At 59.2% G+C, this 25088-nt stretch carries 23 protein-coding genes; 8 read left to right on the forward strand and 15 right to left on the reverse strand.

Annotation, left to right across the window (positions count from 1 at the left end; all coding sequences use genetic code 11):
* Positions 1–21: 21 nt before the first annotated feature.
* The 6 genes from ACR0CA_RS17690 to ACR0CA_RS17715 form a co-directional block, all read right to left on the reverse strand.
* On the reverse strand, positions 22–885 hold the full coding sequence (locus ACR0CA_RS17690; RefSeq protein ID WP_170770787.1) for a sugar phosphate isomerase/epimerase family protein: 864 nt from the start codon (positions 883–885) through the stop codon (positions 22–24).
* 12 nt (positions 886–897) lie between these two features.
* On the reverse strand, positions 898–1788 hold the full coding sequence (locus tag ACR0CA_RS17695; RefSeq protein ID WP_170791552.1) for an NAD(P)-dependent oxidoreductase: 891 nt from the start codon (positions 1786–1788) through the stop codon (positions 898–900).
* A gap of 200 nt (positions 1789–1988) precedes the next feature.
* Positions 1989–3170, reverse strand: coding sequence for a mannonate dehydratase (gene uxuA / locus ACR0CA_RS17700; protein ID WP_480900445.1), 1182 nt, complete (start codon positions 3168–3170; stop codon positions 1989–1991).
* Complete coding sequence (locus tag ACR0CA_RS17705; protein WP_170770793.1) at positions 3167–4219, reverse strand: Gfo/Idh/MocA family protein; 1053 nt, start codon at positions 4217–4219, stop codon at positions 3167–3169. The genes uxuA and ACR0CA_RS17705 overlap by 4 nt, the downstream gene beginning before the upstream one ends.
* Positions 4216–5217 carry a Gfo/Idh/MocA family protein gene (locus ACR0CA_RS17710; RefSeq protein ID WP_480900448.1) on the reverse strand — a complete coding sequence of 334 codons (1002 nt, stop codon included), beginning with the start codon at positions 5215–5217 and terminating at the stop codon, positions 4216–4218. Before ACR0CA_RS17710 ends, ACR0CA_RS17705 begins: the two co-directional genes overlap by 4 nt.
* Complete coding sequence (locus ACR0CA_RS17715) at positions 5214–6230, reverse strand: Gfo/Idh/MocA family protein (protein WP_480900450.1); 1017 nt, start codon at positions 6228–6230, stop codon at positions 5214–5216. The genes ACR0CA_RS17710 and ACR0CA_RS17715 overlap by 4 nt, the downstream gene beginning before the upstream one ends.
* A 123-nt stretch (positions 6231–6353) precedes the next feature.
* Here ACR0CA_RS17715 and uxaC point away from each other — a divergent pair, with 123 nt between their 5' ends.
* Together uxaC and ACR0CA_RS17725 are read left to right on the forward strand one after the other, a co-directional pair.
* On the forward strand, positions 6354–7697 hold the full coding sequence (gene uxaC / locus ACR0CA_RS17720) for a glucuronate isomerase (protein WP_480900452.1): 1344 nt from the start codon (positions 6354–6356) through the stop codon (positions 7695–7697).
* A 1-nt stretch (position 7698) separates the two neighbouring features.
* On the forward strand, positions 7699–8895 hold the full coding sequence (locus ACR0CA_RS17725) for a mannitol dehydrogenase family protein (protein WP_480900455.1): 1197 nt from the start codon (positions 7699–7701) through the stop codon (positions 8893–8895).
* Positions 8896–8901: 6 nt separating this feature from the next.
* On the opposite strand, the gene ACR0CA_RS17730 is transcribed toward ACR0CA_RS17725, so the two are convergent.
* The 8 genes from ACR0CA_RS17730 to ACR0CA_RS17765 all read right to left on the reverse strand — a co-directional run bounded on the left by ACR0CA_RS17730 (position 8902) and on the right by ACR0CA_RS17765 (position 17511).
* A complete protein-coding gene (locus ACR0CA_RS17730; protein WP_480900456.1) occupies positions 8902–9783 on the reverse strand; it encodes a DMT family transporter in 882 nt (293 codons plus the stop codon).
* A gap of 3 nt (positions 9784–9786) precedes the next feature.
* Positions 9787–10674: an NAD(P)-dependent oxidoreductase gene (locus tag ACR0CA_RS17735; RefSeq protein ID WP_480857848.1), complete on the reverse strand. Its 888-nt coding sequence runs from the start codon at positions 10672–10674 to the stop codon at positions 9787–9789.
* A gap of 62 nt (positions 10675–10736) precedes the next feature.
* The gene (locus tag ACR0CA_RS17740) at positions 10737–11741 is read right to left on the reverse strand and encodes a Gfo/Idh/MocA family protein (RefSeq protein ID WP_170770805.1); all 1005 of its coding nucleotides are present in this window, start codon (positions 11739–11741) and stop codon (positions 10737–10739) included.
* Between the two features lie 68 nt (positions 11742–11809).
* A complete protein-coding gene (locus tag ACR0CA_RS17745) occupies positions 11810–12757 on the reverse strand; it encodes a phytanoyl-CoA dioxygenase family protein (RefSeq protein WP_170770807.1) in 948 nt (315 codons plus the stop codon).
* Between the two features lie 10 nt (positions 12758–12767).
* Positions 12768–14390 carry a TRAP transporter large permease gene (locus tag ACR0CA_RS17750; protein WP_480900459.1) on the reverse strand — a complete coding sequence of 541 codons (1623 nt, stop codon included), beginning with the start codon at positions 14388–14390 and terminating at the stop codon, positions 12768–12770.
* Entirely contained in the window at positions 14390–15232 is an 843-nt protein-coding gene (locus ACR0CA_RS17755; protein WP_480878525.1) for a TRAP transporter small permease subunit, read from the reverse strand. Before ACR0CA_RS17755 ends, ACR0CA_RS17750 begins: the two co-directional genes overlap by 1 nt.
* Positions 15233–15248: 16 nt before the next feature.
* Complete coding sequence (locus ACR0CA_RS17760; protein WP_480900461.1) at positions 15249–16418, reverse strand: mandelate racemase/muconate lactonizing enzyme family protein; 1170 nt, start codon at positions 16416–16418, stop codon at positions 15249–15251.
* Between the two features lie 79 nt (positions 16419–16497).
* Positions 16498–17511 carry a TRAP transporter substrate-binding protein gene (locus ACR0CA_RS17765; protein WP_170770814.1) on the reverse strand — a complete coding sequence of 338 codons (1014 nt, stop codon included), beginning with the start codon at positions 17509–17511 and terminating at the stop codon, positions 16498–16500.
* A 194-nt stretch (positions 17512–17705) separates the two neighbouring features.
* Between ACR0CA_RS17765 and ACR0CA_RS17770 the strand changes: the two genes are divergently transcribed.
* A complete protein-coding gene (locus ACR0CA_RS17770; protein ID WP_480900464.1) occupies positions 17706–18356 on the forward strand; it encodes a GntR family transcriptional regulator in 651 nt (216 codons plus the stop codon).
* On the opposite strand, the gene denD is transcribed toward ACR0CA_RS17770, so the two are convergent.
* Entirely contained in the window at positions 18353–19321 is a 969-nt protein-coding gene (gene denD, locus ACR0CA_RS17775; protein ID WP_170791526.1) for a D-erythronate dehydrogenase, read from the reverse strand. The genes ACR0CA_RS17770 and denD overlap by 4 nt on opposite strands.
* A 590-nt stretch (positions 19322–19911) precedes the next feature.
* Between denD and ACR0CA_RS17780 the strand changes: the two genes are divergently transcribed.
* The 5 genes from ACR0CA_RS17780 (at position 19912) to ACR0CA_RS17800 (ending at position 24819) form a co-directional block, all read left to right on the forward strand.
* Entirely contained in the window at positions 19912–21711 is a 1800-nt protein-coding gene (locus ACR0CA_RS17780) for an IlvD/Edd family dehydratase (protein ID WP_170770821.1), read from the forward strand.
* A 55-nt stretch (positions 21712–21766) separates the two neighbouring features.
* On the forward strand, positions 21767–22690 hold the full coding sequence (locus ACR0CA_RS17785; protein ID WP_480900467.1) for a 2-hydroxyacid dehydrogenase: 924 nt from the start codon (positions 21767–21769) through the stop codon (positions 22688–22690).
* Between the two features lie 16 nt (positions 22691–22706).
* A complete protein-coding gene (locus ACR0CA_RS17790) occupies positions 22707–23297 on the forward strand; it encodes a LysE family translocator (RefSeq protein WP_170791521.1) in 591 nt (196 codons plus the stop codon).
* A gap of 121 nt (positions 23298–23418) precedes the next feature.
* Positions 23419–24237 (forward strand): phytanoyl-CoA dioxygenase family protein, encoded by an 819-nt coding sequence (locus ACR0CA_RS17795; RefSeq protein ID WP_480900469.1) that lies wholly within the window; start codon positions 23419–23421, stop codon positions 24235–24237.
* Positions 24238–24309: 72 nt separating this feature from the next.
* Positions 24310–24819, forward strand: coding sequence for a redoxin domain-containing protein (locus ACR0CA_RS17800; protein WP_480900470.1), 510 nt, complete (start codon positions 24310–24312; stop codon positions 24817–24819).
* Positions 24820–25088 lie beyond the last annotated feature (269 nt).

Raw genomic sequence — 25088 nt, forward strand, 5'->3', positions numbered from 1 at the left:
ACGCGGGCACAGGTGCGCGCGTTACGCAAACACTTCTTTGAACCGGTCCACGCACAAACGGAACCCGTCCTCGAAATTACCATTGCCGGGGTGATAGACACTTTCGAAGGACACCACGCCATCATAGCCATCCGAGCGGAGCGCAGCGGCAATCGGGGCGAACAGATCGGCCAGCTGACCCTCGCCCATCCGGCGCACTTCGAGTGTTGCGCGTGGCGTGTCCACCTTGACGTCCTTGATGTGGATATGCCCCAGATAGCCGCCGCGCAGCTCGTCATACCCGTCGGGATAGGCCAGTTCATGACACCAGCAGTTGTTGCCGGGGTCCCACAGGACCTTCAGCACATCTTTGGCGTCAAGATCGTCAATCAGCTTGCGCGCGGTGTAGTTCGAGTTCACCAGCGTACCGTTCCCGGTCTCGACAACCAGCGTCACGCCCTCGGCTTTAGCCAGTTCTACGGCAGGCGCGATCAGGGGCGGCATCGTATCCCAGACACCATGGGCAACGTTCCATTTCTCGGCCCCGTTTTTGCCCCACAGAATCTGTTCTTTCCTTTGGGTCATGATCCGTACCAGCGGAGAGCCGACGATATGCGCCATGTCGATCACCCGCTTCAGCGCGTCCATATGTTTGACATGCAGCTCGTCTCCGGGCTGGTTGGCGGCTGTCATACCCGCGAAAATATGGCGCGACAGGCATGAGACGGGTTTGCCCCGATCCCGCAACAGCGCATCAATCTCGGCAATCTCCTGCGGGCTGTGATCGCCCACTTCGGTATCGCCGACGAATTGAAGTTCAGCATAGTCCAGACCGAATTCATCCATGACATCGACCGCATGTTTCAGATCGCGGGAAATCCCGTCGCAAATAACTCCTAATTTCATGACGGGCCTCCTTTAGCGATGCAGTTCGGCGCCGATGATCTCTTCGATCACCTTTGTGCAGATCCAGTTGTCGCCATCGGGGTATTTCGTTTTCCCGGCGTGAAAGATCTGCATCGCGGACGCGGCGGTCTGCATCGGAACCCCAAGCTCTCCAGCCACGGCCAGCGATATGGTCAGGTCCTTGTGCATGGTGGCGATATGGCTGCCGGTGGCGACAAACTTGCGATCAATGATGTTTTCAAGCGCCGTGTTCACCACGCCGCAGCCCGCGCTGGAGGACGCGAACACGTCCAGCAGGGCCTGACCGCTGACACCAGCCTTGGCAGCAAGGGCCGCAGCCTCGAACGTGGCCGAAAAGATCGAGCCGATCAGCGATTGCAGACAGGCTTTGACGGTCTGTCCGTCGCCGGCATGTTCCCCCACCCGGTGAATGGTGCCGGAAACGGCCTGCATCACCTCGGCGTTCTGGTCCAGAACCTCGGGCGCGGCGGCCGCCATCATCGTCAACGTGCCATTCTGCGCGCCGGGAAACCCGCCCGAAACGGGTGTGTCGATCAGGTGAATGCCTGACCCTTCCATGTCCTGCGCAATGCCGCGCGCCTCGGCGGGTGTGATCGTCGCCGACAGGATCACGGTTCCGCCCTTGGTCATGTTGGCCACCAGCCCATCCTCGCCCAGAATGACCGCGCGGGCCTGATCGCCGTTCATGACCATGACAAACACGCTGGCGGCGTGACGACCCACCTGACCCACGCTGTCCTTTGCCAACCCACCCATATCGGCAAATGCGGCCATGCGTGTTTCGCTCAGGTCAAAGCCCGAGGTTTCAAAGCCATTCTTGATCAGGTTCTTGGCCAGCCCGCTGCCCATATCCCCAAGACCGATTACGCCTGCGGTTTTCATTCGGAAACCTCCCGTTTTTCAGCCCTGTCGGAGCGGGCTGATGCTGTGAAAAAGATGCGTTCCTGCATCGGTTTTCGCGGGGGTTTCACGCGTCTTGCAAAAGACGTCGGGCGCGTCCCAAAGACACCCCGCTGCCCGGTTAGGTGCGATCAGTAAAAGGGGATTACTGCCGTCAGGCAAGCACTTAAATGCAGCACCGATCAGGTAAAGGCTGCCATCAGGCCGCGCAGTTCGGCCAAGCCGCGCATCCGGCCAATCAAAGGGTAACCCGGCGTGCTGTGGCCGCCCCGGTCAGACAGCAACTCCTGCCCATGATCCGGGCGCATCGGAATTTGCCAATCGCTGCGGCCTGCTTGTTTTCTTCGTTTCTGCTCGGCCATCAATTCCCGCACGGTGCCCGCCATGTCGGTGTCGCCTTCCAGATGCGCGGCCTCGTAGAAATCGGGTTTTTCTGCGTCCGATCCTGCAATTCGTTTCGTGTTTCGCAGATGCGCGAAGTGGATTTTGCTGCCATGCCTGCGGACAAATTCCGGCCCGTCGAAACTGGCCGCCACGCCCAGCGATCCGGTACACAGCGTCGCGCCATTTGCTGGCAGGTCAACCGCGTCCAGAACGGCACCGTAGTCATCCACGCTGGACATCACGCGCGGTAGCCCGAGCAGAGAAAATGGCGGATCGTCCGGGTGACAGCACAGGCGCAGACCATGCTCCTGCGCGACCGGGGCAACCTCGGCCAAAAAGTCGACAAGGTGTGCGCGCAACCGGGTGCGGTCGATGTCGCGGTAGGTGTCCAGCAGGGCGCGGACATCCTCGACGCTCCACTGGTCATTGGCACCCGGTAGCCCGGCGGTGACATTGTGTTGCAGCCGGGATTTGGCCGTGTCGGACATTTCGGCGAACCGTTTGGAGGCCGCGTGCTGGACAAGTTCGGAATAATTCTCGGACGCGCCGGGACGTTTCAGGATGTGGATGTCGAACGTGGCAAAATCAGTCAGATCGAACAGCATGGCAGAGCCGCCATGGGATTGCGGCGCGCGCAGGGCGGTGCGGGTCCAATCGAGGATCGGCATGAAGTTGTAGCACACCACCTCAATCCCGCGAGACGCCAGCGCGCGCAGGCTGAATTTATAGGCCTCAAGATGCGCTGCCATGTCCGTCGTCTGTGTTTTGATCGTCTCGGAAACGGGCAGGCTTTCGACGACGTCCCATTCAAAGCCAGCCTCGGCCAGCATGGCTTGCCGGTCGGCAATAGCCGGGACGTCCCAAGGCTGACCGGGCGGGATGTGGTGCAAGGCGGTGACGATGCCCTGAACGCCCACCTGATGCAGATCGGACAGGGCAATCGGGTCTTCTGGGCCAAACCAGCGCCAGCATTGTTTCATGGCAGCCATCCTTCATAAAGCGGGTGATCGGGTGTGATGGGCAGCGCCACTCGCTGCCCACTGCGTGCCGCATGGTAGATCGCGGTGACAAGACTGACCGAGGCCGCACCTTCGGCAAGCGTCACCGCCGTGTTCGGCTGCCCGCGCAGGGCTTTGCTGATTTCTGCGAAAAACCCCTCAAATCCGGCGGGTTCCGTGGGTGCGCGGCTAAGCACGGTGTCGATGTCTTTCTGCCGGGCGGGGTCGCGGGCCGTGAAGGTCCATTTCGCCTGACCCGGCGCGTAAGGTTCGGTGCCCGAGGTTGCGGTCAGGTGTTCAAACACGATCCGCAGGCGTGTTTCGTCCGTTGCCGCGCCCAGAGTGATGTTGCTGGTGCACAACGCGCCCGATGTCATGGCAAAGCAGATGGCCGCGCAGTCTTCGGTTTCGATCGGGTTGACCCGCGTTGTCACCATCGCCGAAACCGACGCAATGTCGCCCGCGATATGCGTCAGCAGGTCGTGGTTGTGGATCGCATGGCCCAGCACAGCCCCACCGCGCTCGCCCTCCCACGTTCCGCGCCAGCGGACAGCGTAGTAATCGGCCCCGCGCGACCAGTGCGTTTCAAGCGCGGCGGTCTGGACGGCGCCGGTCAGACCTTCGTTCTGTAAGTGGCGGAGTTGCGACAGGGCCGGGCCCCAGCGGTATTGAAAGACCGGAAACACCTGCTTGCCCGTGTTTCGCGCTGTTTCGATGATCTGGTCCACATCCCGCATCGAGGTGGCCAGAGGTTTCTCGCACACCACGTGCTTTCCGGCCTTCAGCGCGGCCAGCGTGATCGGCACATGCAGATGCGGCGGCAGGCAGATATCAATAAGGTCGATGGAGGGATCATCCAGTGCATCCTGAATCTCGGTCAGCGCCGCGAAATCAGCATCGCCCCTGATCTGTTCAATCCGGGCTGCATCCTTATCGACAACGGCGGCCGCGCGGAACCTATCGCCAAGCTGAGACAGCGCCGCCAGATGTTGCGCTCCGATACCCGCGCCGAGGATTGCGACATTGATCATGACGCCTCTGCCATTTCCTGCGCCCGCAGCGCCAGTTCCATGACCGTGAAGCAATGCGCCTGCGTCATCGCGGTTTCGGTGCGGTGTTGGATATCATGGGCCAGACGCGCGAAATACGGCAGGCCAGCGCCTGAGGCGTCGATCTTTTCACACCGCTCACCATTGACCAGAATCAGGTGATCTGTACCGGGTGCGCCGCCTACGTCCACATATTTACGCAGTTCGATATACCCCTCGGTTCCCAAGATCGTCAGCCGCCCATCACCCCAATTGGGCAGCGCATCGGGCGTGTACCAATCCACCCGGATATAGCCAGTGGCATGGGCGCTGCGCAGGCTAAGCTCTCCGAAATCCTGCAACTCGGGGTCGTCGGGATTGGCATAGTTGGCGACAAATGCGTTGGTGATCTGGGCCGTATCCGACCCAGTATAGTGCAGAAACTGATCAATCTGGTGCGAGGCGATATCAGCCAAAATCCCCCCGTACCGGTCGCGTGTGAAGAACCAGTCCGGTCGGGTGGGTTTGTTCAGGCGGTGCGGGCCCAACCCGATGGTCTGCACGACCCGCCCGATAGCCCCTGCCGAAACCAACTCGCTGGCGCGGGTGCTAACGGCGGTTTCGAACCGTTCCGAGAAATTGACCGACCAGATGCGCCCGGTCTCGGCCACGGCCCCTTTTATCTGATCCAACTGTTCGAAGGATGTACACCCGGGCTTGTCGGTCATAACATCCATGCCGTTTTGCATGGCCTTGACCGTCAGCGCCGCGCGGTCTGCCGGAATGGCCGAGACCAGGGCCAGATCGGCACCCCAGCCAAGCGCGTCCTCCAGGCGGTCAAACCGGGGGATGTCGGGGAACCGTTTCACATAACCGGGCAGAGTGACGGGGTCTCCCTCCGTCCAATAGCCGACACAGACAACCCCCGCTTTGCGCATGTTTTCAGTCATGCCATAGATATGGCGGTGATCCAGCCCAAGGGCTACGCAGGTCAGGCTCATGCGGATACTCTCGTTTTCAGGCCGGTTTCGCTGGCGATTTGCATCGCATCAATGACCGCATGGGTCAAAAGCGCGCTGCGGCCCGTGGCCATGGGCGGGCGACCCGTGCGGATCGTTTCGGCAAAATCTTCGATCACCGATTGGTGCCATTCATGGGTAAAGGCCATCGGATCGGCGCCACCTCCGGTCGTTGCCGTTTCGCCGAAGGTTGTCTGAGTTCCATGCATCGCGGTGATCGTCAACACGCCTGCGCCCAGATGCGCCTTGGCGCGGGTGCCTTGGATCGTGATGGTCTCGGCCATGCCCGGAAATGCGGCGGTGGTGGCCATCAAATTTCCGATGGCACCGCTTTCAGTTTCGAACAAAGCACCGGCCCAATCCTCGGCCTCCAAATCATGCAGAGGCGTCTGCCGCATCATGGCCTGAACCGAGGTGATCGGTCCCAGCAGCCACATAGCCAGATCCAACGTATGGATCGCCTGCGAGATCATCACACCACCGCCATCGCGCGCATAGGTGCCGCGCCCCGGCGCGTCATAGTAGCTTTGGTCGCGCCACCACGGCACACAGATATCGACCGTCGCGATTGAGCCCAGCTCGCCTGCCTCCAAGGCCGCCTTCAGCGCAGCCGAGGCCGCTCGTGCGCGGTGTTGAAACACGATGCCCAACGGCACCCCGGCAGTTTCGCACAGTTCGACGATCCGGGTGGCGGCTTGTAAATCCCGCTCAACCGGCTTTTCCATGAGAATAGGTTTACCTGCCGCTACAAGGGTTTGCACAAGTGACAAGCGCTGGTCCGGTGGGGTGGCGATGATTGCGAAATCGACGGATGGATCATTGGCGATCTCCTGAACCGATGCATAGGCCCGCGTGCCATGCCGGTTCGCAAATTGCGCGGTTTTTCCAGGGTCGCGACCCAGAACGCCAGCCAGTTTCAGGCCGCAGTCCGATGCGGAGATCGCAGCAACATGGGTGCCCGCAACCATCCCCAAACCAATCAGCGCAATGTTCATTCTTCCCCCCAGTTCCTGGGATCAGTCTGAGGCTTTGTACCCGAAAGATGCAAGCCGTAAAAAATGTGTTAACTGTTCCTTGGGCAAAGCACGGAGGGGAAATTGACAGGCAATTTAAAGGGCATGGCAGAAGACCTGTATCTGGGCATCAAAGACCTGCCCATAGTGTCCCCGCACGGTCATTGCGACCCAAGCTGGTTCGCGCAGGATGCAGCCTTTCCCAACCCGGCCGAGCTGTTGGTGGTGCCCGATCACTATGTGTTCCGCATGCTCTATTCCCAAGGCGTTCCGCTAGAGCAACTGGGGGTGGGCCCTGCGGGACGCGATGCGGATCCGCGTCAGGTGTTTCGCACCTTCGCCGCCCATTGGGACCTGTTTCTGGGCACGCCGTCGCGGATCTGGATCAGCTATGTTCTGTGCGAAACTCTGGGGATTTCTCAAGATCTGTCGCCGGACACCGCCGATGCGATCTATGATCAGATTGCCGACCGTCTGGCGCAGCCCGCGTTCCGGCCAAGGGCGCTCTTCCAACGGTTCGGGATCGAGGTTCTAGCCACCACGGACTCGGTTCTGGATGATCTGGCTCATCACAAGGCGATCCGCGACAGCGGTTGGAGCGGGCGCGTTGTTCCAACTTTCCGCCCCGACGGGGTTCTGGATGGAGCGGGCCCGGATTTCGTCCAGAACCTGACTGCACTGGGTGCGATGACCGGTTGTGATGTCGGTAGCTTCAGCGGCTATCTGGAAGCCCTGCGCCAGCGGCGTGCCACGTTCATCGAACTGGGTTGCACGGCCACCGACCACGGGATCGAGAAAGTGCAGACCGAATGGCTGGACGATCCCGACCCGATCTATCAACGGTTGCGGCAGGGCGCAGGCAGCGCCGAGGATGCCCGGCGGTTCTATGGTCACATGCTGATCGAAATGGCGCAGATGTCGGTCGAGGACGGGCTGACCATGCAAATCCACGCGGGCAGCAGACGCAACACCAACCGCGCTGTGATGCAGGGCTTCGGGCGTGACAAAGGGGCAGACATTCCCATCGCGATGGATTGGGTGCACGGACTGGACGCGCTGCTGAACCGTGTTGGCAATTCGCCAAAGCTCCGCATAATCCTGTTCACACTGGACGAGGGCACCTATGCCCGAGAGCTGGCCCCGATGGCGGGTCACTGGCCCTGTCTGCGCATTGGCCCGCCGTGGTGGTTCCATGACAGCCCTGCGGGGATCGCGCGCTATTTCGATCAGGTGGTGGAAACGGCAGGTTACTTCAATTTGGCCGGGTTCAACGACGACACCCGCGCCTTTCTGTCGATCCCGGCGCGCCACGACATGTGGCGGCGCGGCGTGGCGCTGCATCTGTCCCAGCAAATCGAGCGTGGATATTTCGGGATGGTCGACGCCAAACGGCTGGCGCAACTTTTGACCACTGATCTCGCGCGGCAGGTCTACGGGCTGGAGCTATAGTATGGGGCTGATACTGCATTTCGGCCTCGGCAACTTCGCTCGTGCGCATTTGCTGGACTACACCGATCAGGCGCAGGGCTGGGATTTGGTCGGAGTCAGCTTGCGGTCTACAGCGATCCGGGACGGGTTGGCGCAGCAAGGGTTTGACTATGACCTGTGCGTGCAGGGTCAAGGTGTCCGGCGCATCCGGGTTCTGCGCGATGTTCTGACCCTACCCGATGACCGAGACGCGATTTTCCAGGCCATGGCAGAGGCAGATATCATCTCGGCCACAGTGACCGAGAAGGGCTATCATCTGGACAGCGCAGGTCGGTTGCAGTTGGACGATCCGGCCATCGCCTCTGATCTTACAGGGCAAGGCCCGTCGACCCTGATCGGATTTCTGGCCTTCGGGCTTGCGGGGCGCAATAGCCCGGTATCGGTGCTGAGTTGTGACAATCGGGTGGGCAACGGCGACGCCCTGAAAACGGCCGTTGCTGATTTCGCCGCGGCCGCAGGGCTGGATCTGAACTGGGACAGGCTGAGCTTTCCAAACGCGATGGTTGACCGGATCACTCCGGCGACCACGGATGCGGTGCGCGCCATCAGCGGCGATCCCATGGCCGTCCCGACCGAAGCGTTCTCGGAATGGGTGATCGAAGATAACTTCGCAGGCCCGCGCCCCGACTGGCCGGGCGTGCAATTCGTCCAGGACGTCGCTCCGCACGAATTGCGCAAATTGCGAATGCTGAACGGTGCGCATTCGCTGCTGGCCTACGCGGGGTTGGGACGTGGGCTAACCTATGTGCATGAGGCGATCCGCGACCCTGTTCTGCGTCCGCTTGTTCAGGATTTGATGGCCGATGCCGGAAGAACGCTGCCAGACGAGGTACAGGATCAGGTCCCAAACTATGCCGCCGCCTTGATTGCCCGGTTCGAGAACCCCGAACTCGCCCACCGATTGGATCAGATCGCCATGGATGGCAGCCAGAAACTGCCTTACAGGTTCATCCCCACCCTGCGCGAGACCGGATCAAAAGCGGTGGCCGAAGGGGTGCGGGCGTGGATCGCCTATTGTGTGTCAGAGACCGCCAAAGGACGCGCGTTGAACGATCCCTTGGCAGCAGACATCGCGCGGGCGACCCAGCAGGATGAGCCGGACAAAGCGCTGTTGCAGATCATAGGGGCGCAAGATGTGTTGGCTGCGGTGCGGGGATAAGGGCCGCTATCGCTTCTCCCGTTTCCAGATGATCAGCCCGGCGCCCATGATCAGCGCAGCCCCCGTCAGCGTGCTGGCGTCCGGCACGGTTTCGAAGAACAGATAACCCCAGATCGCCATGTAGATCAGGAAGGAATAGGTAAAGGGCATTAACTGGTTGGCGGTGCCAAAGCGATGCGCGTTTGTCAGCAATTGGTGGCCGCCCCATCCGAAGACGCCCAGTCCGATCAGCACGATCATGCTCCACAGGTTTTCGGGCTGCATCCAGAACCACACCGCAAAGGGCAACAGGACAACTGTTCCGGTGAGGCCCAGATAGAACTGCATCGTATCAACCGACACGACCCCGGACAGCCGTCGGGTCATGATCGAATACAGCGCCAGTGCCGTCGCGTTGTAGACGATCAGTAACATGGTGGGGTGGAACACCGCGCCAAAGGGGCGGACGATCACCAATACGCCAACAAAGCCCAGAAGGATGGCAAACCACCGCCACGGCCCTACGGCTTCCTTCAGGACAAAGACCGACAGGAAACACACAATCACCGGGCTTGAGAACATGATCGCAGACACCGCTGTCAGCGGCAGGAACCGAAGGGCGTAGAAGTTGAACACCGTGGCCGAAATCAGCAGCAGAGCCCGGCTGATCAGTTGCCACGGATGATCGGTATGAAACCGGCTGGGCTGGAAGCCCCCCTTTGCGATGACACCCAGCGAGATCACAAAATGGCCCGCATAGCGCATGAACGCCAGTTGAAAGGCCGGAAATCCGGCGACGGCCAGCCATTTCGCCCCCAAATCGACAAAGGAAAACAGCAGCCACGCCAGAAGCATCAACACGATGCCCAGACGCGGCAAATCTGCGGTCGATCGGGCGGCGACGGCCATCGCCTAGGGTTTGAACCGGTTGACGTAATAGTCGACCATCTGGCTGACCATATCGTCCGCCTGACCAGTGTCGCGCGCATCGTTCAACGCGGCCAAGGTGCCCTGTGACATCACACTACTGACACCCGCATCGCGCGCCATTTGGTCGTAATACCCGATATCCTTAGCAGCGTTCTTAATCGCAAAGGCCAGTTGGTTCGGGTCCTGATTAACGCCGTAGGCGGTGACGAAATCCATCATCCCCGAATGCAGTGGCCCCGCAGCCATCACATCGTACAACTGCTTGCGATCCACCCCAGCCACATCGGCCATGGCGAAAGCCTCGGCCATGGCATTGGCCACGGTCATGCCGAAGAAGTTGTTGATCAGCTTGATCGTGTGCCCCGAGCCGACGGCTCCAAGGTGGAACACGTTCTCACCCAGATCTTCGAGCACAGGTTTTGCGGTGTCGAAAGCGGCCTGATCCCCCGAGGCCATGATGTTCAGCTTGCCCTCCAGCGCGTGTGAGGGCGTGCGCCCCAGCGGTGCGTCCAGATAGCTGCCCCCGGCGGCAGAAACCTCATCCGCGAGGGTCCGCGTGCTGCCGGGCAGCGAGGTGCCAAAGTCCACCACAATGCCGCCGGGCTTCAAACCCGCAATCACGCCGTTTTCCCCGCGCATCCGCGCCTCGACCTGATCCGAAGTGCCCATGCACAGCATCACGATGTCACTGGCAGCGGCCAGATCTTTTGCGTTTTGTGCCTCAACCGCGCCGCGGGCGATCGCAGCATCCAGATGGGTGCGATCGCGGTTGCCCAGAACCGTGACTGCATAGCCCATGTCCAGCAACCGGTTGACCATGGCCCCGCCCATCAGCCCGAGGCCAATAAATCCAACAGAAGGTTTGCTCATGCGAATTCCTTTCCATCAATTCGTCTTAAGTGTCTCTGCGCCCATCCTTTGCGAGCGCGTGTTCAGGCCTGCACCGGCAAGCCCGCGTTCTGTTTCGCCAACGCTTCTTCAATCCGGGTGGCGACCGCAAGGGTACGCGCGGCGTCGGCCACATCAATCAGCGGAGCGGCCCCATCCATCACGCCTAGAAAATGATCCAACTGCGCGTCCAGCGGCACGCAGCTTTGCGCCGGTTTGTCGAATTCCACGCGCTCTGACGGAGTGCCCCAGTCCTTGCCCTGCCACAGGGTCAGCGACGGGAAACTGATGGCCCCTCTTGTGCCGGTGATCCACATCATGTCCTGATGGGTGGTGCCGATATTGGGATTCTCGCCGATCCCGGCCTCAAACCCCCAGGGGCTGGGCGCGGTATCGGCGAAGCTGATGGTTCCCGTCGCCCCGTTTTCAAACGCAAGCGCCACCGCGCCGCTTTCAATCCTGTCCGTCCCGCGCAGTGAAGCGCCTCGCAAGGCGGCAATCTCGCTAATCTCGCCGATGACAAAGCGTAAAACGTCGATGTCGTGGACAAGATTGATCATCACCGGGCTGCCGCCCGAGGTGCGCCAGTTCTGTTCGAAATAAGCGTCCGGCTTTCGCATCGCCCATAAAAGCGAGACATTGATGACCCGCCCGATGACGCCCTCGGCGATCTTGGCCTTAAGATGTTGAAGGACTTGGTGATAGCGGCGATGGTGGCCGACCAGACTGCGGACCTGAGCCTGTTCAAGGGCACGGGCCAGCGCCTGCGCCTCGGCCACGGTGCCGGCAACGGGTTTTTCGATTAGCATATGCCATCCGCGTGCTGCCGCCGCCATGCCATGCGCGGCGTGCAGATGCGTAGGGGTGGCGATGATGACGCCGTCCACATCGTCCTGAACGTCATCCATACTGGCGAACCGGGTTGCGTCCACACGGATCGACATGTCCGGGTCAGCAAGCCCCACAAGATGACAGCCCGGATGTTGCTTAACGGCTTGGATATGGCGAATGCCGATCAGCCCGCCGCCAACGACGAGGATACGTTTCACTGCGCTGCTCCTGTTGCGCACGGCGTGGAGCCGTTATCTGCCAGAACAGATGTCATGTTCGGTTTCCCTCATGCGCAGAACGGAGAGGTCGAGTCCCACCGATGAATGTCGATATGCGGCTGGGTGGCCAGACGCGCGCGGGCGGCCTCCCAGTTCGAGCGACAGACACGCCAGTCGTGCAATTCGCGGTCAGGGTTGACGCGGGACCGGGCCACGAAATCCGGGAAATGCCCGCGCCCTGTGGGTTGCCCCGTCGCGCTGTAGCGTATGTCGAAGGACCAGCGGAATTGATCCGTGGTGTTGACCAGCGAGGCATGCGGGGTCAGAGGGTGAAACAGGACGATGCCTCCGGCTGTGACCGGCAGGGGGACAGCGGTCGTCTCATCCACAAACCCGTCCGCGATCCCGGTCTGGGTGCGCGCGCAATGGGGCAGGATGTCCTGATCCGGGGCTTTGGCCTGCACTTGCAAACAGCCATTTTCGACCGTCGCATCGTTCACCGCGATCCAAACAGTGACCATGTCGGTCTGGTCCGCATCCTCCAGCGCAACAGCCCGGTCCTGATGCCAGTCCGTTGCAGTAATATGCGCGCGGATTTCATCATTTGCCAGCTTCCGCGCCGGAGGTTTCAGGCGCACGTGCTGAATGGGGTTGCTGGTCAGTTCCGAGCCGATCAGTTGCTCGACCACGTCCAAAAGCGGCTTGGCGGTCATCATCTCGAACACGGCGGGTCCGATGTGAAAAGGCGTATCGGCCATGATCCGGTCGCCGGGCAGAGAAATATCCATGGGCTGGAAATAGTCGCACCGGGCCTCGTAAGCGGCCAGCAGCTTGCCCCAGAAATCCAGACCCTCGGGGCTGGGCACCAGACCTTGCGCGAACCAGTCCGCATAAAGCCCATCCAGCAGGGTCGAGTATTCGTCGATCACCCGGTTCAGAATGTCAGGCGGAATAACGTCTGGCACGACCAGATAGCCATCGGTTTCAAAACGTGAGATTTGCTCTTGCGTCAGCATGGGTCGATCCTCACAACAGGATTGCGATGATATTGGGCCAGATCAGCAGCACCGAAAGCGCCAGAATCTGGATGCCGATAAAGGGCAGGAAGCCGCGGAAGATATCAGTCAGGCTGATATGCGGCGGGGCCACCGATTTCAGATAGAACGCGGCCGGTCCAAAGGGCGGCGACAGGAAGCTGACCTGCATGTTCATACAGAACACCACGCCGAACCAGATCGCTACGTGATTTGGCTGCAGCTGGCCGATCAGGCCGATCTCTTCGATGGGCAGGCGCAGCACGATGGGCAGGAAGACCGGGATGATCAGCAAGACGATCCCGACCCAATCCATGAACGCGCCCATGAACAGCAGGATCAGCATCATCACCAGAATGACCAGCATCGGTGGCAATTCCTGACCCACGATCAGATCAGCCACATATTGCGGTCCGCCCGCGATGGTATAGGCCCCCGCCAGCGATGCGGCACCAATCGTGACCCAGATGATCGTACCGGTGGATTTCAGAGTGCGCATAAGACTGTCCCAGACCAGCTCGAACGAGCCTTCTCCGCGCAGGATGGCGATGATCAGAACAGCGAACGCGCCCATTCCGGCAGCCTCGGTGATACCGGTGATGCCGCCGTAGATCGAACCCAGAACCACGCCGATCACAACCATCGGTGCGACCAGCCCTTTGCCCATATGCCAGCCAACGCGCGCGCGCTCTTTGCCGAAGACGAAGAAGATCAGCAGCAGCGCAACAATGGTTATGCCTGCGAACCAGGGCAGGTAATCCGCCGTCCCGAACCGCGCGGGCTCACCCTGACTGGCGGCATTCGATCCTGACAGTTCGAAGAACGCGGCCCGGATGAACAGAACGGTGGAAAATCCGGCAACGACGATACTCATGAACGCAGCGAACAGCTTGCGCTTTTCGGTCGGCTCGGGGTCGTTCGGGTCGGGTTCAGGCAAGGGGGCATCATCGGGTTTCAGCCGGGTGCGGATGATGATGTAGAGGATGATCATCGACGCCAGCATGAAGCCGGGGATGAAGGACGCGGTGAACAGCGACTTGATCGAGGTTTCGGTGATCAGACCATAGATGATCAACACGATTGACGGGGGGATCATCGTCCCCAACGAGCCCGACGCACAGATCACACCGATGGCGAGGTTCTGGTTATACCCCAGCCGCAACATCTGCGGCAGGGCGATCAGGCCCAGCAGAACGACCTCACCCCCGATAATCCCCGACATCGCCGCCATGATCACCGCCATGATCGAGGTGACGATGGCAATCCCGCCCCGCGTCCGCGACAACCAGATATTGAGCGAGGAATACATGTCCTTGGCGATCCCCGAGCGTTCCAGCAGAGAGGCCATGAAGATGAACAAGGGCACGGATATGAGCACGTAATCCGTTAAGAGCCCGTATATTTTCTGTGCCAGAATATAGAGCGGCCCCGTCCCCGGCCTGCCGGTCAGCAGCCCGTCGCCAAAGGAAAATGGGTTGAGCAGCAGGTTGGGCTCGAATTTCAGCACCAATACAAGAACCGCCAGCGAGGCCGAGGCCAGACCCAGCGGCATCCCGATGGCCAGCAAGACGATAAGTGCGACCATCAGGATCAGTGAGATTGTTCCAATATCCATCAGTCTTGCCCCACTGCTTTTTTCAGCATTTCAATCTCTTCTTCATCAGGTTCGTCAGTGTGAATCTCGGGTTCCTTGTTCCAATCCGAGATCAGGTTCACGACCGCCTGAAACGCCACCAGCGTAATGACGATCAGCACCATTGGTTGCAGGGTCGCCGGGATCGGCGGGTTGAAAGCCGAGCCGAACAGCTCCCATTTATACAACTTGTTGACGAAGACCTGTTTGTAGCTGCCATAGACAAGGAAGAAGGCGAAAAGCACGATCAGAACGGTCGAGATCGTGTCGAACACCCGTTGCAGCCATCGTGGCACGGCGTCGTATAGCAGGAAAATGCGGATGTGGCTGCGCTGCTGCATCCCGTAGTAGCCAGACATCAGGAAGACGAAGCTGGCGAACCACAGGGTCATCTCGTTGGCCCATTCGGTGGGTTTTTCCAGAATGTAACGCAGGAAGACCTCGTACAGCATCACAATGGTCATGATGGCGATCATCATCATGGTGACGCGCCCGATGAACAGGGCAAATCGGTCGATGGCGCTGAGCCCGCCATACTCCATTGCAGCCGGGCGCACGGTTTGGGCACCGATCACCGCAAGTATCGGTGTCAGGATCAGCGCGAGCATGTCAAAAATGTCGATATGTCCGCCGAAGATGCCAGCGGCATTTGGCGTGATGTCGGCGCGCAGGTAAATCTCCTGCACCTGGGATTTGAGGGATTCCGAAGTGTAGGGCAGCCAATCCAGCAGAAAGGCAGGCAGGTGCCAGACCAGCCAACTGGCCGTTCCGACAAATGCCAAGGGTATCAGCCATTCAATAATTCCACCCGTGGATTTCTGCATTTCCTGCCCCCTGTCGTTATGTCCTGGCCCGGAAGTGATCTATGAAGTCGTGGTCGGGCTCGACGCCGATGCCCGGCCCGGTCGGAACCGCGACACGGCCTGCGTTAGCTTTGACCTGACCCTGAATGTCCAAAGGAACGGTCAGCAGATCGTCCCGGAATTTGTTGTCCGTGGTGTCAAACTCCAGCATCGGCTCCCACGGGTGCAGGCCGCCCGGCATCGGAGGTATTGCCGCCAGCAGATGCAGGTTTGTGGAAACGGCAATTGCGCTGCCCCAGACGTGATTGACGACCGGAGTGAAATGGGCGTGGCACAAGGCCAGAATCCGCAGATACTCGGATACGCCACCCAAGGCGCAAACCTCGGGCTGGGCGATATCCAAGCCACGGCTTTCCAGCAGAGTGCGCCACGACCACCGATTGAACACCGCCTCGCCCCCAGCGATGTTGGTTTTCAGCCCTTTGCGCAACTCGCGGTATCCGTCGGTATCCTCGGGCGCGACAGGCTCTTCAAACCAATAGGCTCCAAGCTCGTCCAGAGCGCGTCCCACATAGAACGCATCCGACGTGGTATAGGCGTGGTTGGCATCGACCATGAACCGGAAATCGTCGCCGACACCGCGCCGCACGGCCTGACATAGCTTGACGTCTGGTTCGGGGCCAAAGCCGGTTTTCATCTTGGTGGCGACAAAGCCCATCTCTTTGATCGCGGCGGCCTCGTCCGTAAAGCGGCGCGCCAGATCATCGACGGGTTCATCGCGCAGCATCATACCGTAGCCATAACAGGGGACCGAGCTGCGATGCGCCCCACCAATCAGCTTGTGCAGCGGCAGGCCCGCCACTTTGCCAGCGATATCCCAAAGAGCGATATCCACACCCGAAAGGGCCTGAAGGGGCATGCCACCCTGCCCATGATCTCGCAGAAGGTTGTAGACCTTGTGCCAGATCACGTCGCGGTCCATCGGATCCGATCCCAGCACCATGGGCTGGATCACCTGTTCGACAATGGTTTTGTTGGCAAGAGCGACCGTACCGGGGCCGAAACACTCACCCCATCCGGTAACGCCTTCGTCGGTCTGAACTTCGACCAGATGCGCGCTGCGCTTGTCGTAATATTGCTGCGAATAGCCCAAAACCTCGGGCATGTCGTAGCGCAGGACGTGACTAATGATCTTGGTGATTTTCATTCGACATACGTCCCTGAGAAAGGTCCGGAAAGGCCACGGATCGCAGCCTTTCCGAAGGATCGTCTCAGCATGACGCCGATTATTTCATCGCACCCATGTCTTTCAGGAACGCAATGTGGCTTTCCAACAGCGCCTTGGCTTCGGGCGTGGTGGCAAACTCGGTCCAGCCAACCTGAACGGCATCGCGGTAAGCGGCCAGATCTTCCGGGGTCCATTCATACAGCTGGATACCCTGGGCGCGCAGGTCTTTGGCGGTTTGCGCGTTCTGCACCTCGTTGATCGTGGCGTTGTGCAGGGCCAGGCTGTCCATCGCGACCTCGATGATCTTGCGATGATGCGCGGGCATGGATTCCCAGACATCCTTGCGGCAGGCCAGGTGATCCGCTGGCATCGAGTGGAAGCCCGGGAAGTTGGTGTGACCCGCGATCTCATACAGACCCAGACCCACGTTGTTGGTCAGGTTCGCCGCGTCGGCACCGTCGATGATGCCGGTTTCCAGCGCCGTGAAGATCTCGTTAAAGTCCATCACGATGGGCGAGGCACCCAGCTCGGCGAACACTTTCGTGGCCAGACCCGGAGGCGAGCGGAATTTCCAATCCTTGAAGTCTTCGACCGTTGCGATCGGTTTGGTCGAGGACAGCGATTCCGGTCCCGGAATCCACCAGCCGACGAATTCCATGTCATAGCCGTTATACAGCTCGTTCAGCGCATCGCGGCCACCGCCATGCAGCAGCCACGCCATCTGCTGATAGGGGTTCTGATAGCCACCCAGCAGATCGCCTGCGAATTGGAATGCGGGGTTCTTACCGGTCTGATAGCCGCCACCCGTCATATCGCAATCCAGAATGCCCGTTGCGGCGGCGTCGAATGTCTCGACCGATTTGACGACGGACGAGGAATAGAACATCTCGACCTCGATCTCACCGTTGGACATTTCGGTGATGTCCTCGATGAACTTGGCCGCCATCTTGCCCGACAGCTGTTCCGGCGAGAAATGGGTTTGAATGCGCAGTTTTGTGGTTTCGGCAGCGGCGAATGTCGCGGCCATGGTCGTGGCTACGGCCACAGCGGCCGCGGTCGTCAATAATTTCATATTGTCCTCCCAGACGTTGAGCGTGGCGTGCTGAAGGTTTCTAAGCCCTCTCTTGAACGACGCTGCCTGACGTTAGGACGCCGAATCGCATGCGACAAGTAAAATGTGAAATTGAGCGTAATTTCGAGATTATTGCCCAAAAACGAAATTAGGGATAGGAAGAGCGAAGGGTAACGTTCAGGACAACTCTTTCGATGACCGCTGAAGTCGATATTTATCAAGATCTTAAGGTGCGGCTGATCTCGAACGGATTCGAACACGGGGCCAAGCTTCGGGCGGAAGACTTGCGGAAAGAATACAAGTGCTCAGCCAGTTCGGTCCGTGAAGCCCTGTTCCGGCTTGCTGCTGTGGGCCTTGCAGATTTTCAGGAACAACGCGGGTTCCGCGTGCCGCAACGCGCGCGCCAGAAGTTGATCGAACTGACCCATGTCCGCATTCTGCTGGAAGCAGAAGGAACCGCATTGTCGATCCAAAACGGCGGCGTCGATTGGGAGGCACGCCTAACCGCAGCTCATCACAAACTAAGTCACATCGAAAGGCGCATCCGCGACAAAGACGATCCGAGTGACCTGATCGATATCTGGTTCGCCGCCGAGAAAGAGTTTCATGAAACTCTGATTTCAGCCTGCGGATCAGAGACGCTGAAACAAATGCATGGACGCGTCTATGCGCAATTCCGGCAACAATTGATGGTCGCGGATCGCCGGTTCGAGTTCATTTCGATGAATATCGAACATCACGCCAATATTCTTGAGGCTGCGCTTTCAGGCGACCCGAAGCTGACCCAACAGAAAATACACGACCACCTGAAACGGCACCTGACCGGCGAAACGCTGGACGCTTAGAAATTCAGGTCATCTTCCAGATAAATTCGGATGATCTCTTCAAAACTGGATTCGGCCCTGAAACCAAGATTCAGCGCGCGGTCGGTTTGAAAATCGCGTGGCCAGTTCTTGACAATGGCTTCGATGGCCGGGTCCGGCACGTGTTTGATCCTGTCCACGGCCTCCTGCCCTGCCACATTGCGCAGCGCCTCGATCTGTTCGGCGACCGTGCAACTGATGCCGGGCATATTCAGCGCATGGCGGCCCTGCAAAAGTCGGATTTCCAGATCGGCAGCATGGGTCAGGAACTGGGCCGCTGACCGAGGGCTGGCGTGCCAGTGGCGAACGGTATCGGCGACCGGCAGGATCGCCTCGGCACCGTTCAGCGGCTCACGGATAATGCCCGAGAAGAACGATGAGGCCGCAGCATTGGCCTTGCCGGGGCGCACGCACAGGGTCGGCAGGCGCAGCGACAGGCCGTCGATATAACCTTTGCGGCTGAAATCCGTAATCAACAACTCGGACGCCGCTTTCTGCGCGCCATAGCTGGTCAAAGGTGCCGACAGGAATTCATCGTCGATCTTGTCCGGGAAGGGCGCCCCAAATACGGCGATGGAAGAGGCAAATACAAACCTGGGCCGGTATTCCCCTTCAGATGCGTCATGTTCAACTTTCAGAGCGTTCAGTAGCGCCCATGTGGCCATCAGATTGACATCCCAACCCAAGGCGAAATCCGTTTCCGCCTGACCTGACACAATAGCTGCGAGGTGAAACACCAAATCAGGCCGACGGGCCGCCAAATCCTGTGCTGTGCCCATCGCAGCAATATCGCCTGCTATCTGCGTGCCAACGACCCCGTTGGGCGGAAAGGATTGATCGAACAGCGTAAGTTCGACGTCAGAGCCAAAAACCTGCTCGGTCCGGATGCGCTGCGCCAGTTTCTGGCCCAACATTCCGCCGCCACCTATGATCAGTATCTTTTTCACGTGATACCCCCGTTCCGTTGCTTTAGTTTCTTAGACAAAGCCACGTGATCCAATGCGGCCTCATCCTTTTCTTCAATCAAGTTGTCAAAACAGCCGCACGGTGATCAGAGCACGCGGCGATTTTTGCGCTTTTCCCAGTGACGGTCCGGGCCGCGGAATCTACCAGAAACAATTGGTTTTCCTCCAAGGGCCGTACCATTCCGGTCAGCTGTTCCAGATTGTCTGACGAATAGAGCCCAGCACCCTGACCCCAAGCTGGGACGCGATTGATCCTTGCTTCATTCGCCAGTTCCTTTTGGAGCGCCTGCCCGGCGCTCTATTGTCACATTTCCCGGCGCGGCAAATGATAGCGCTAATAATTCTTACTTTGAGGTCTTTTTGGCACTATTAAGATTGAAAATCCACTTTCGATTCGTCTTCATAATCTCGAAATCATGGAAAGTTTCGAAAAGGGTTCAAATCAAACCAACCCGATAGTGCTAGCTGCGAAAGCGCTGGCACCGGGCACGCAATTCGGTTTGCGGTATTTTGCGCGCAGAAATCGCAATGACCACAAACCAAACCGATCTAAAGGACAGGGAATTCGGCCGATGACAAAAAAGATAAACAAAGAAGACCTGCGATCGCGCAAATGGTTCATGAACTCCGAAAACCTCGAGATGACAGCGCTGTATCTTGAGCGGTACCTGAATTACGGCCTAACGCGGGAAGAGCTTCAATCCGGCAAGCCCATCATCGGGATCGCCCAGACCGGCAGTGACCTGAGCCCCTGTAACCGCCATCACATTGAGCTGTCTAAACGTGTCCGCGACGGCATCATTGCGGCCGGCGGCACCTGTATCGAAATCCCTGTTCACCCGATTCAAGAAACGGGCAAGCGGCCTACGGCCTCGCTGGATCGCAATCTCGCCTATCTGTCGCTGGTCGAGAGCCTCTATGGCTACCCGCTGGATGGAGTGGTTCTGAATATCGGCTGTGACAAGACCACCCCGGCGCTGTTGATGGCGGCCGCAACGGTGAACATTCCCGCCATCGCCCTGTCGGTCGGCCCGATGCTGAACGGTTGGTGGAAGGGCAAGCGCGCCGGATCCGGCACCGTGATCTGGTCCGCGCGCGAAGACTTGGCGGCGGGCAATATCGACACCGATGAGTTCATGGATATCGCCGCCGCCGCCGCCCCGTCCGTTGGCTATTGCAACACCATGGGCACCGCGACGACGATGAACTCTTTGGCCGAGGCGCTGGGGATGCAATTGCCCGGATCAGCAGCCATCCCGGCCCCTTATCGTGAACGTGGCCAGATCAGCTATGAAACCGGGCGTCGGATCGTCGAAATGGTATGGGAGGATCTACGCCCCAGCGATGTCATGACCCGCGAAGCCTTTGAAAACGCCATCGTCGTGAACTCGGCCATCGGCGGCTCGACCAACGCTCCGATCCACCTGAACGCGGTTGCCCGCCATTTGGGTGTGCCGCTGGACAATGACGACTGGCAGAATTTGGGCCATGACGTGCCTCTGCTGGTCAACCTTCAGCCAGCAGGTGAGTATCTGGGCGAAGACTACCAACATGCGGGCGGTGTTCCCGCCGTCATTGGTGAATTGATCGCCGCCGACATGCTGCCGCACCCCAATGCGGTGACGGCCAATGGCAAGACGATGGGCGAAAACTGCGCGGCACGCCGGTCGTTGAACGATGACGTCATCAAGCCGGTCAGCGCTCCGATCAAGGAACAGGCCGGGTTCATCAACCTGTCGGGCAATTTGTTCGAGAGTGCGATCATGAAGACCTCGGTCATTTCGCCCGCCTTTCACAAGGCGTATCTGTCGAACCCCGACGACCCCAACGCGTTCGAAGGGCGCGCGGTCGTCTTTGATGGCCCCGAGGATTTCCACCACCGCATTGACGATCCATCCGAGAATATCGACGCCAATTGTATCCTGATCATGCGCGGGGCTGGCCCCAAGGGATATCCGGGCGCGGCCGAGGTGGTGAATATGCGACCGCCGTCCTACCTGTTGAAACAGGGTATCGAAGCGCTTCCCTGCATCGGCGACGGGCGGCAATCGGGCACTTCGGGTAGCCCCTCGATCCTGAACGCGGCGCCCGAAGCGGCGGCAGGTGGGGGCTTGGCTCTGGTCCAGAACGGCGACCGCCTGCGCATTGATTTGGGCAAAGGCACGGCCGACATGCTGGTGCCGCTGAACGAGCTGCACGAACGCGCCCGCGCGCTAGAGGCCAATGGCGGATATGAAATGCCTCCCCATCAGTCACCGTGGCAGGAAATCTTCCGCGAAAAAGTGGATCAACTGGATCGGGGGATGATCCTGAAAGGGGCCGAAAACTACCGCGATATCGCCCGCAAATTCACCCCGCGCGACAATCACTGACACCTCTCGGCGGGGCGCAAACCCCGCCCATTTACAGATAAAAAGGTGCGCCACGATGCCCGACCTCCTGCAAATCGGAAATATCACCGAGCGGATGCAATCCCGCCTGTCTCCGGCCTTCAACATTCATCAGTTGGATCAATACGAAGCCGCGGACATCACACATGTCATCACAAACGGGCATGCCGGCATCCCGACCGATCTGATGACGTCTTTGCCAAACCTCAAGGCGATCAGCGTCTATGGCGTCGGCTACGACGCGGTTGATGCCAAGGCTGCCGCGCAGCTGGGTATTGTCGTAACCCACACCCCCAATGTGCTGAATGACGAGGTCGCCACAACCGCCGTTCTGCTGATGCTGTCCTGCTACCGCGAGCTAGTGCGCGACGATGCCTATGTCCGGTCTGGTCGGTGGGAGGCTGAAGGCAACGCGCCCCTGACCCGTTCGGCTGATCGTCAAAAGATCGGTATTCTGGGCCTGGGCCGCATCGGTCAGGCGATTGCGGACAAGCTGGCCCCTTGGTCGCCCGAAATCTCTTACCATTCACGCAGCCAAAAGGATGTACCTTATCAGTATTTCGGCTCCTTGGTGGATATGGCCGCGCATGTGGACGTTTTGATCTGCATCACGCCGGGTGGGCCCGCGACGAACAAGTTGGTCAATGCCGACGTGCTGAAAGCCTTGGGCCCGGCAGGCACGCTGATTAACGTCAGCCGAGGCTCGGTTGTGGACGAAACGGCCCTGATCGAGGCGCTGCAACAGGGCGATCTGGGCTGGGCCGGGTTGGACGTGTTCGAAAAAGAGCCACACTTGCCGCAAGCGCTACGCGATCTGCCGAATGTCGTATTGCTGCCACACGCCGGAAGCGCGACGGTTGAAACCCGCGCCGCCATGGGCGACCTGACGGTCGACAATTTGCTGCAACACTTGCAGGATGGATCGGTATTGACGCCCGTTCCGGAATGCAAGGACCTATAGCGGGCCACTCTGGCGCATGATCGAATTCGTCATTGCGGTGTTCTTTCTGTTGATCACGCCCGGTCCGGGCGTGCTGACAACGGCGGGGATCGGGTCGGCCTTTGGGTTTCGCGCTGGCTTTGCGTTTGTCGCCGGGTTGATGCTGGGCGGGTTCATCAACATGCTGCTGGTGATCTCGGGCGTTGCCGCTGTGGCCTTGGCTGTGCCCTTCCTGAGGACAGTGTTGCTGATCGCGTCGGTGAGCTATCTGGTGTTTCTGGCATGGCGCATCGCAAGTGCCGGGTCGCGTGTGGGATTTGCGCCTGCTGCGACGCCGCTTGGGTTTCTGAACGGGCTGACGCTGCAATTCATCAACCCTAAAGCCTATGTCGTCAGCACTGCGCTGTTTTCCGGGTTCGCCTTTTTGCCCGACGCCCCGATCTGGGAGGCAGTGATCAAGATCATCCTATTCAACCTGATCTGGGTGCCCGTGCACCTGATCTGGCTCAGCGCCGGGGCGAAACTTGGCAGTTTGGATATCAGCGAGACGTGGCACCGTCGGATAAACCTGGCAATGGCGGCCTCGTTGCTGGCGGTGGTTGGGATCGCCCTGGTTTCGGCCGTCTGAATGCGACCGGTGTCTTGGGATACGCCATGCAAATGCGGCCTGCGGGAACCCGCTTTGGACAAATTTACTTGGTTGAAGGAATGATATTTGGTCAAGTGATCCGAGACAGAACAGGATGACAATGCGAAACGAAACTCTCGACATACGCGGTGACTATGAAAAGAACGGATATGTTTCGCCGCTGGATATTCTGACCCCAAGCGAAGCGCAAAGGTTGCGCGACGACTTCGAAAGGGCCGAAGACGCAGTTTCGGGCGACAGCCAGCGACTGAAACTGCTGTATTCCTATCCCGATCGGCTGATACCCTCTTTTGATGCGTTATTGCGCCATCCTAATGTGATTGCTGCAGTCTCGCCTGTTCTGGGCCCCGACCTCATGGTCTGGAGCGGCGCCCTATTCGTTAAAGAAGCGCGGTCGCCCAAAATTGTCTCGTGGCATCAGGACCTGACATATTGGGGTTTGGACGATGCGCAGGAAGTCACATGTTGGGTGGCCCTCTCAGAGGCGTCCGAGCAAAGCGGCTGTATGCGGTTTGTTCCCGGCAGCCACCAGAACCGTATCGTCCCACATGTGGACACTTTCGATGAGAACAACCTGCTGTCGCGCGGACAGGAGATAGCGGTGAATGTCGACGAGGCCGACACGGTTGCCGCCGCGTTGCACGCTGGTCAGGCCTCGATCCACCACGGCCATCTGTTTCACGCTTCGGGCCCCAACCAAACCAATGATCGCCGGATCGGCGCCGCCCTTCGGTTCATCAAACCGTCGATGAAACAAAAGAATGGCGCGCGTACTCTGGTCGCGCTGGTTTCAGGCCAGGATGAATTCGAACATTTCGAAATTGCGCCCGCTCCACGGGGGTTTCTGCATGAATACGATTTTGCCTTATGCCAGCAGGATGCCGACAGAAAGAAGGAAATCCTGTTTGAAGGCGTCTAAAACCGGGCAGGAAGGCCACCGTTTTCGCTGGGGTGAATCTTACAAGGCGTACAATGTGAGGGGGAAAATAAAATGACAAAACCAAATGTTGGCAAACAGGTTACTCCGACTAGTTTTGCGCATGTGGATGGCGGTACACGGGCGATTGGCACAGCAACCGATCGTTGGACAATGTTGTTTGTCTATCGCGGTCGGCATTGTCCTCGCTGCAAACGCTATTTGAACAAGTTAAATGCACGGTTGGCCGATTGGACCGATCGGATGAATGTCATTGTGGTCTCGGCCGATTCTCTGGAAAAGGCTTTGGCAGACCGCGATGAGTTCGGATGGAATTTCGATCTGTGTTATGGGCTTACAGTCCCGCAAATGCGCGATCTGGGCCTGTATGTCTCTGAACCCCTGTCCGAGGCGGAAACCTCGGTTATGTTTGCCGAGCCTGGGACATTCGCAATCCGACCAGATGGCAGTTTAATGCTTGTAGATATCTCAAACGGTCCGGCAGCACGCCCCGATCTGGAGGAGCTATTGGACGGAATGATCTTCAACATCGACAATGACCGTCCCGTCAGAGGCACCGCGTAACCGCGATCTCAAGTGACCCATCAGGGTGGTCAAATTCTCTTTTTTTTAGTCCTCGCGTCCAAGGGCCCAGTCCGTCAAGTCTGTCCATGGCTCTTCCCGCGGGGGTGGTGTGAACGCGCCGCTCTCCGAGCCTGCGTTTTCACCGGTGCGACTACACCCGAACCTGTCCGAACTCTATCGCTCCAATGTTGCTAGTCTTGCACATGCGTTATCGGACCCGTCGATCCTCACAGGAGCTTTGGAGATCATCCGGGTCCTTATCGAACGGG

Source organism: Ruegeria sp. F12, from assembly GCF_056533885.1.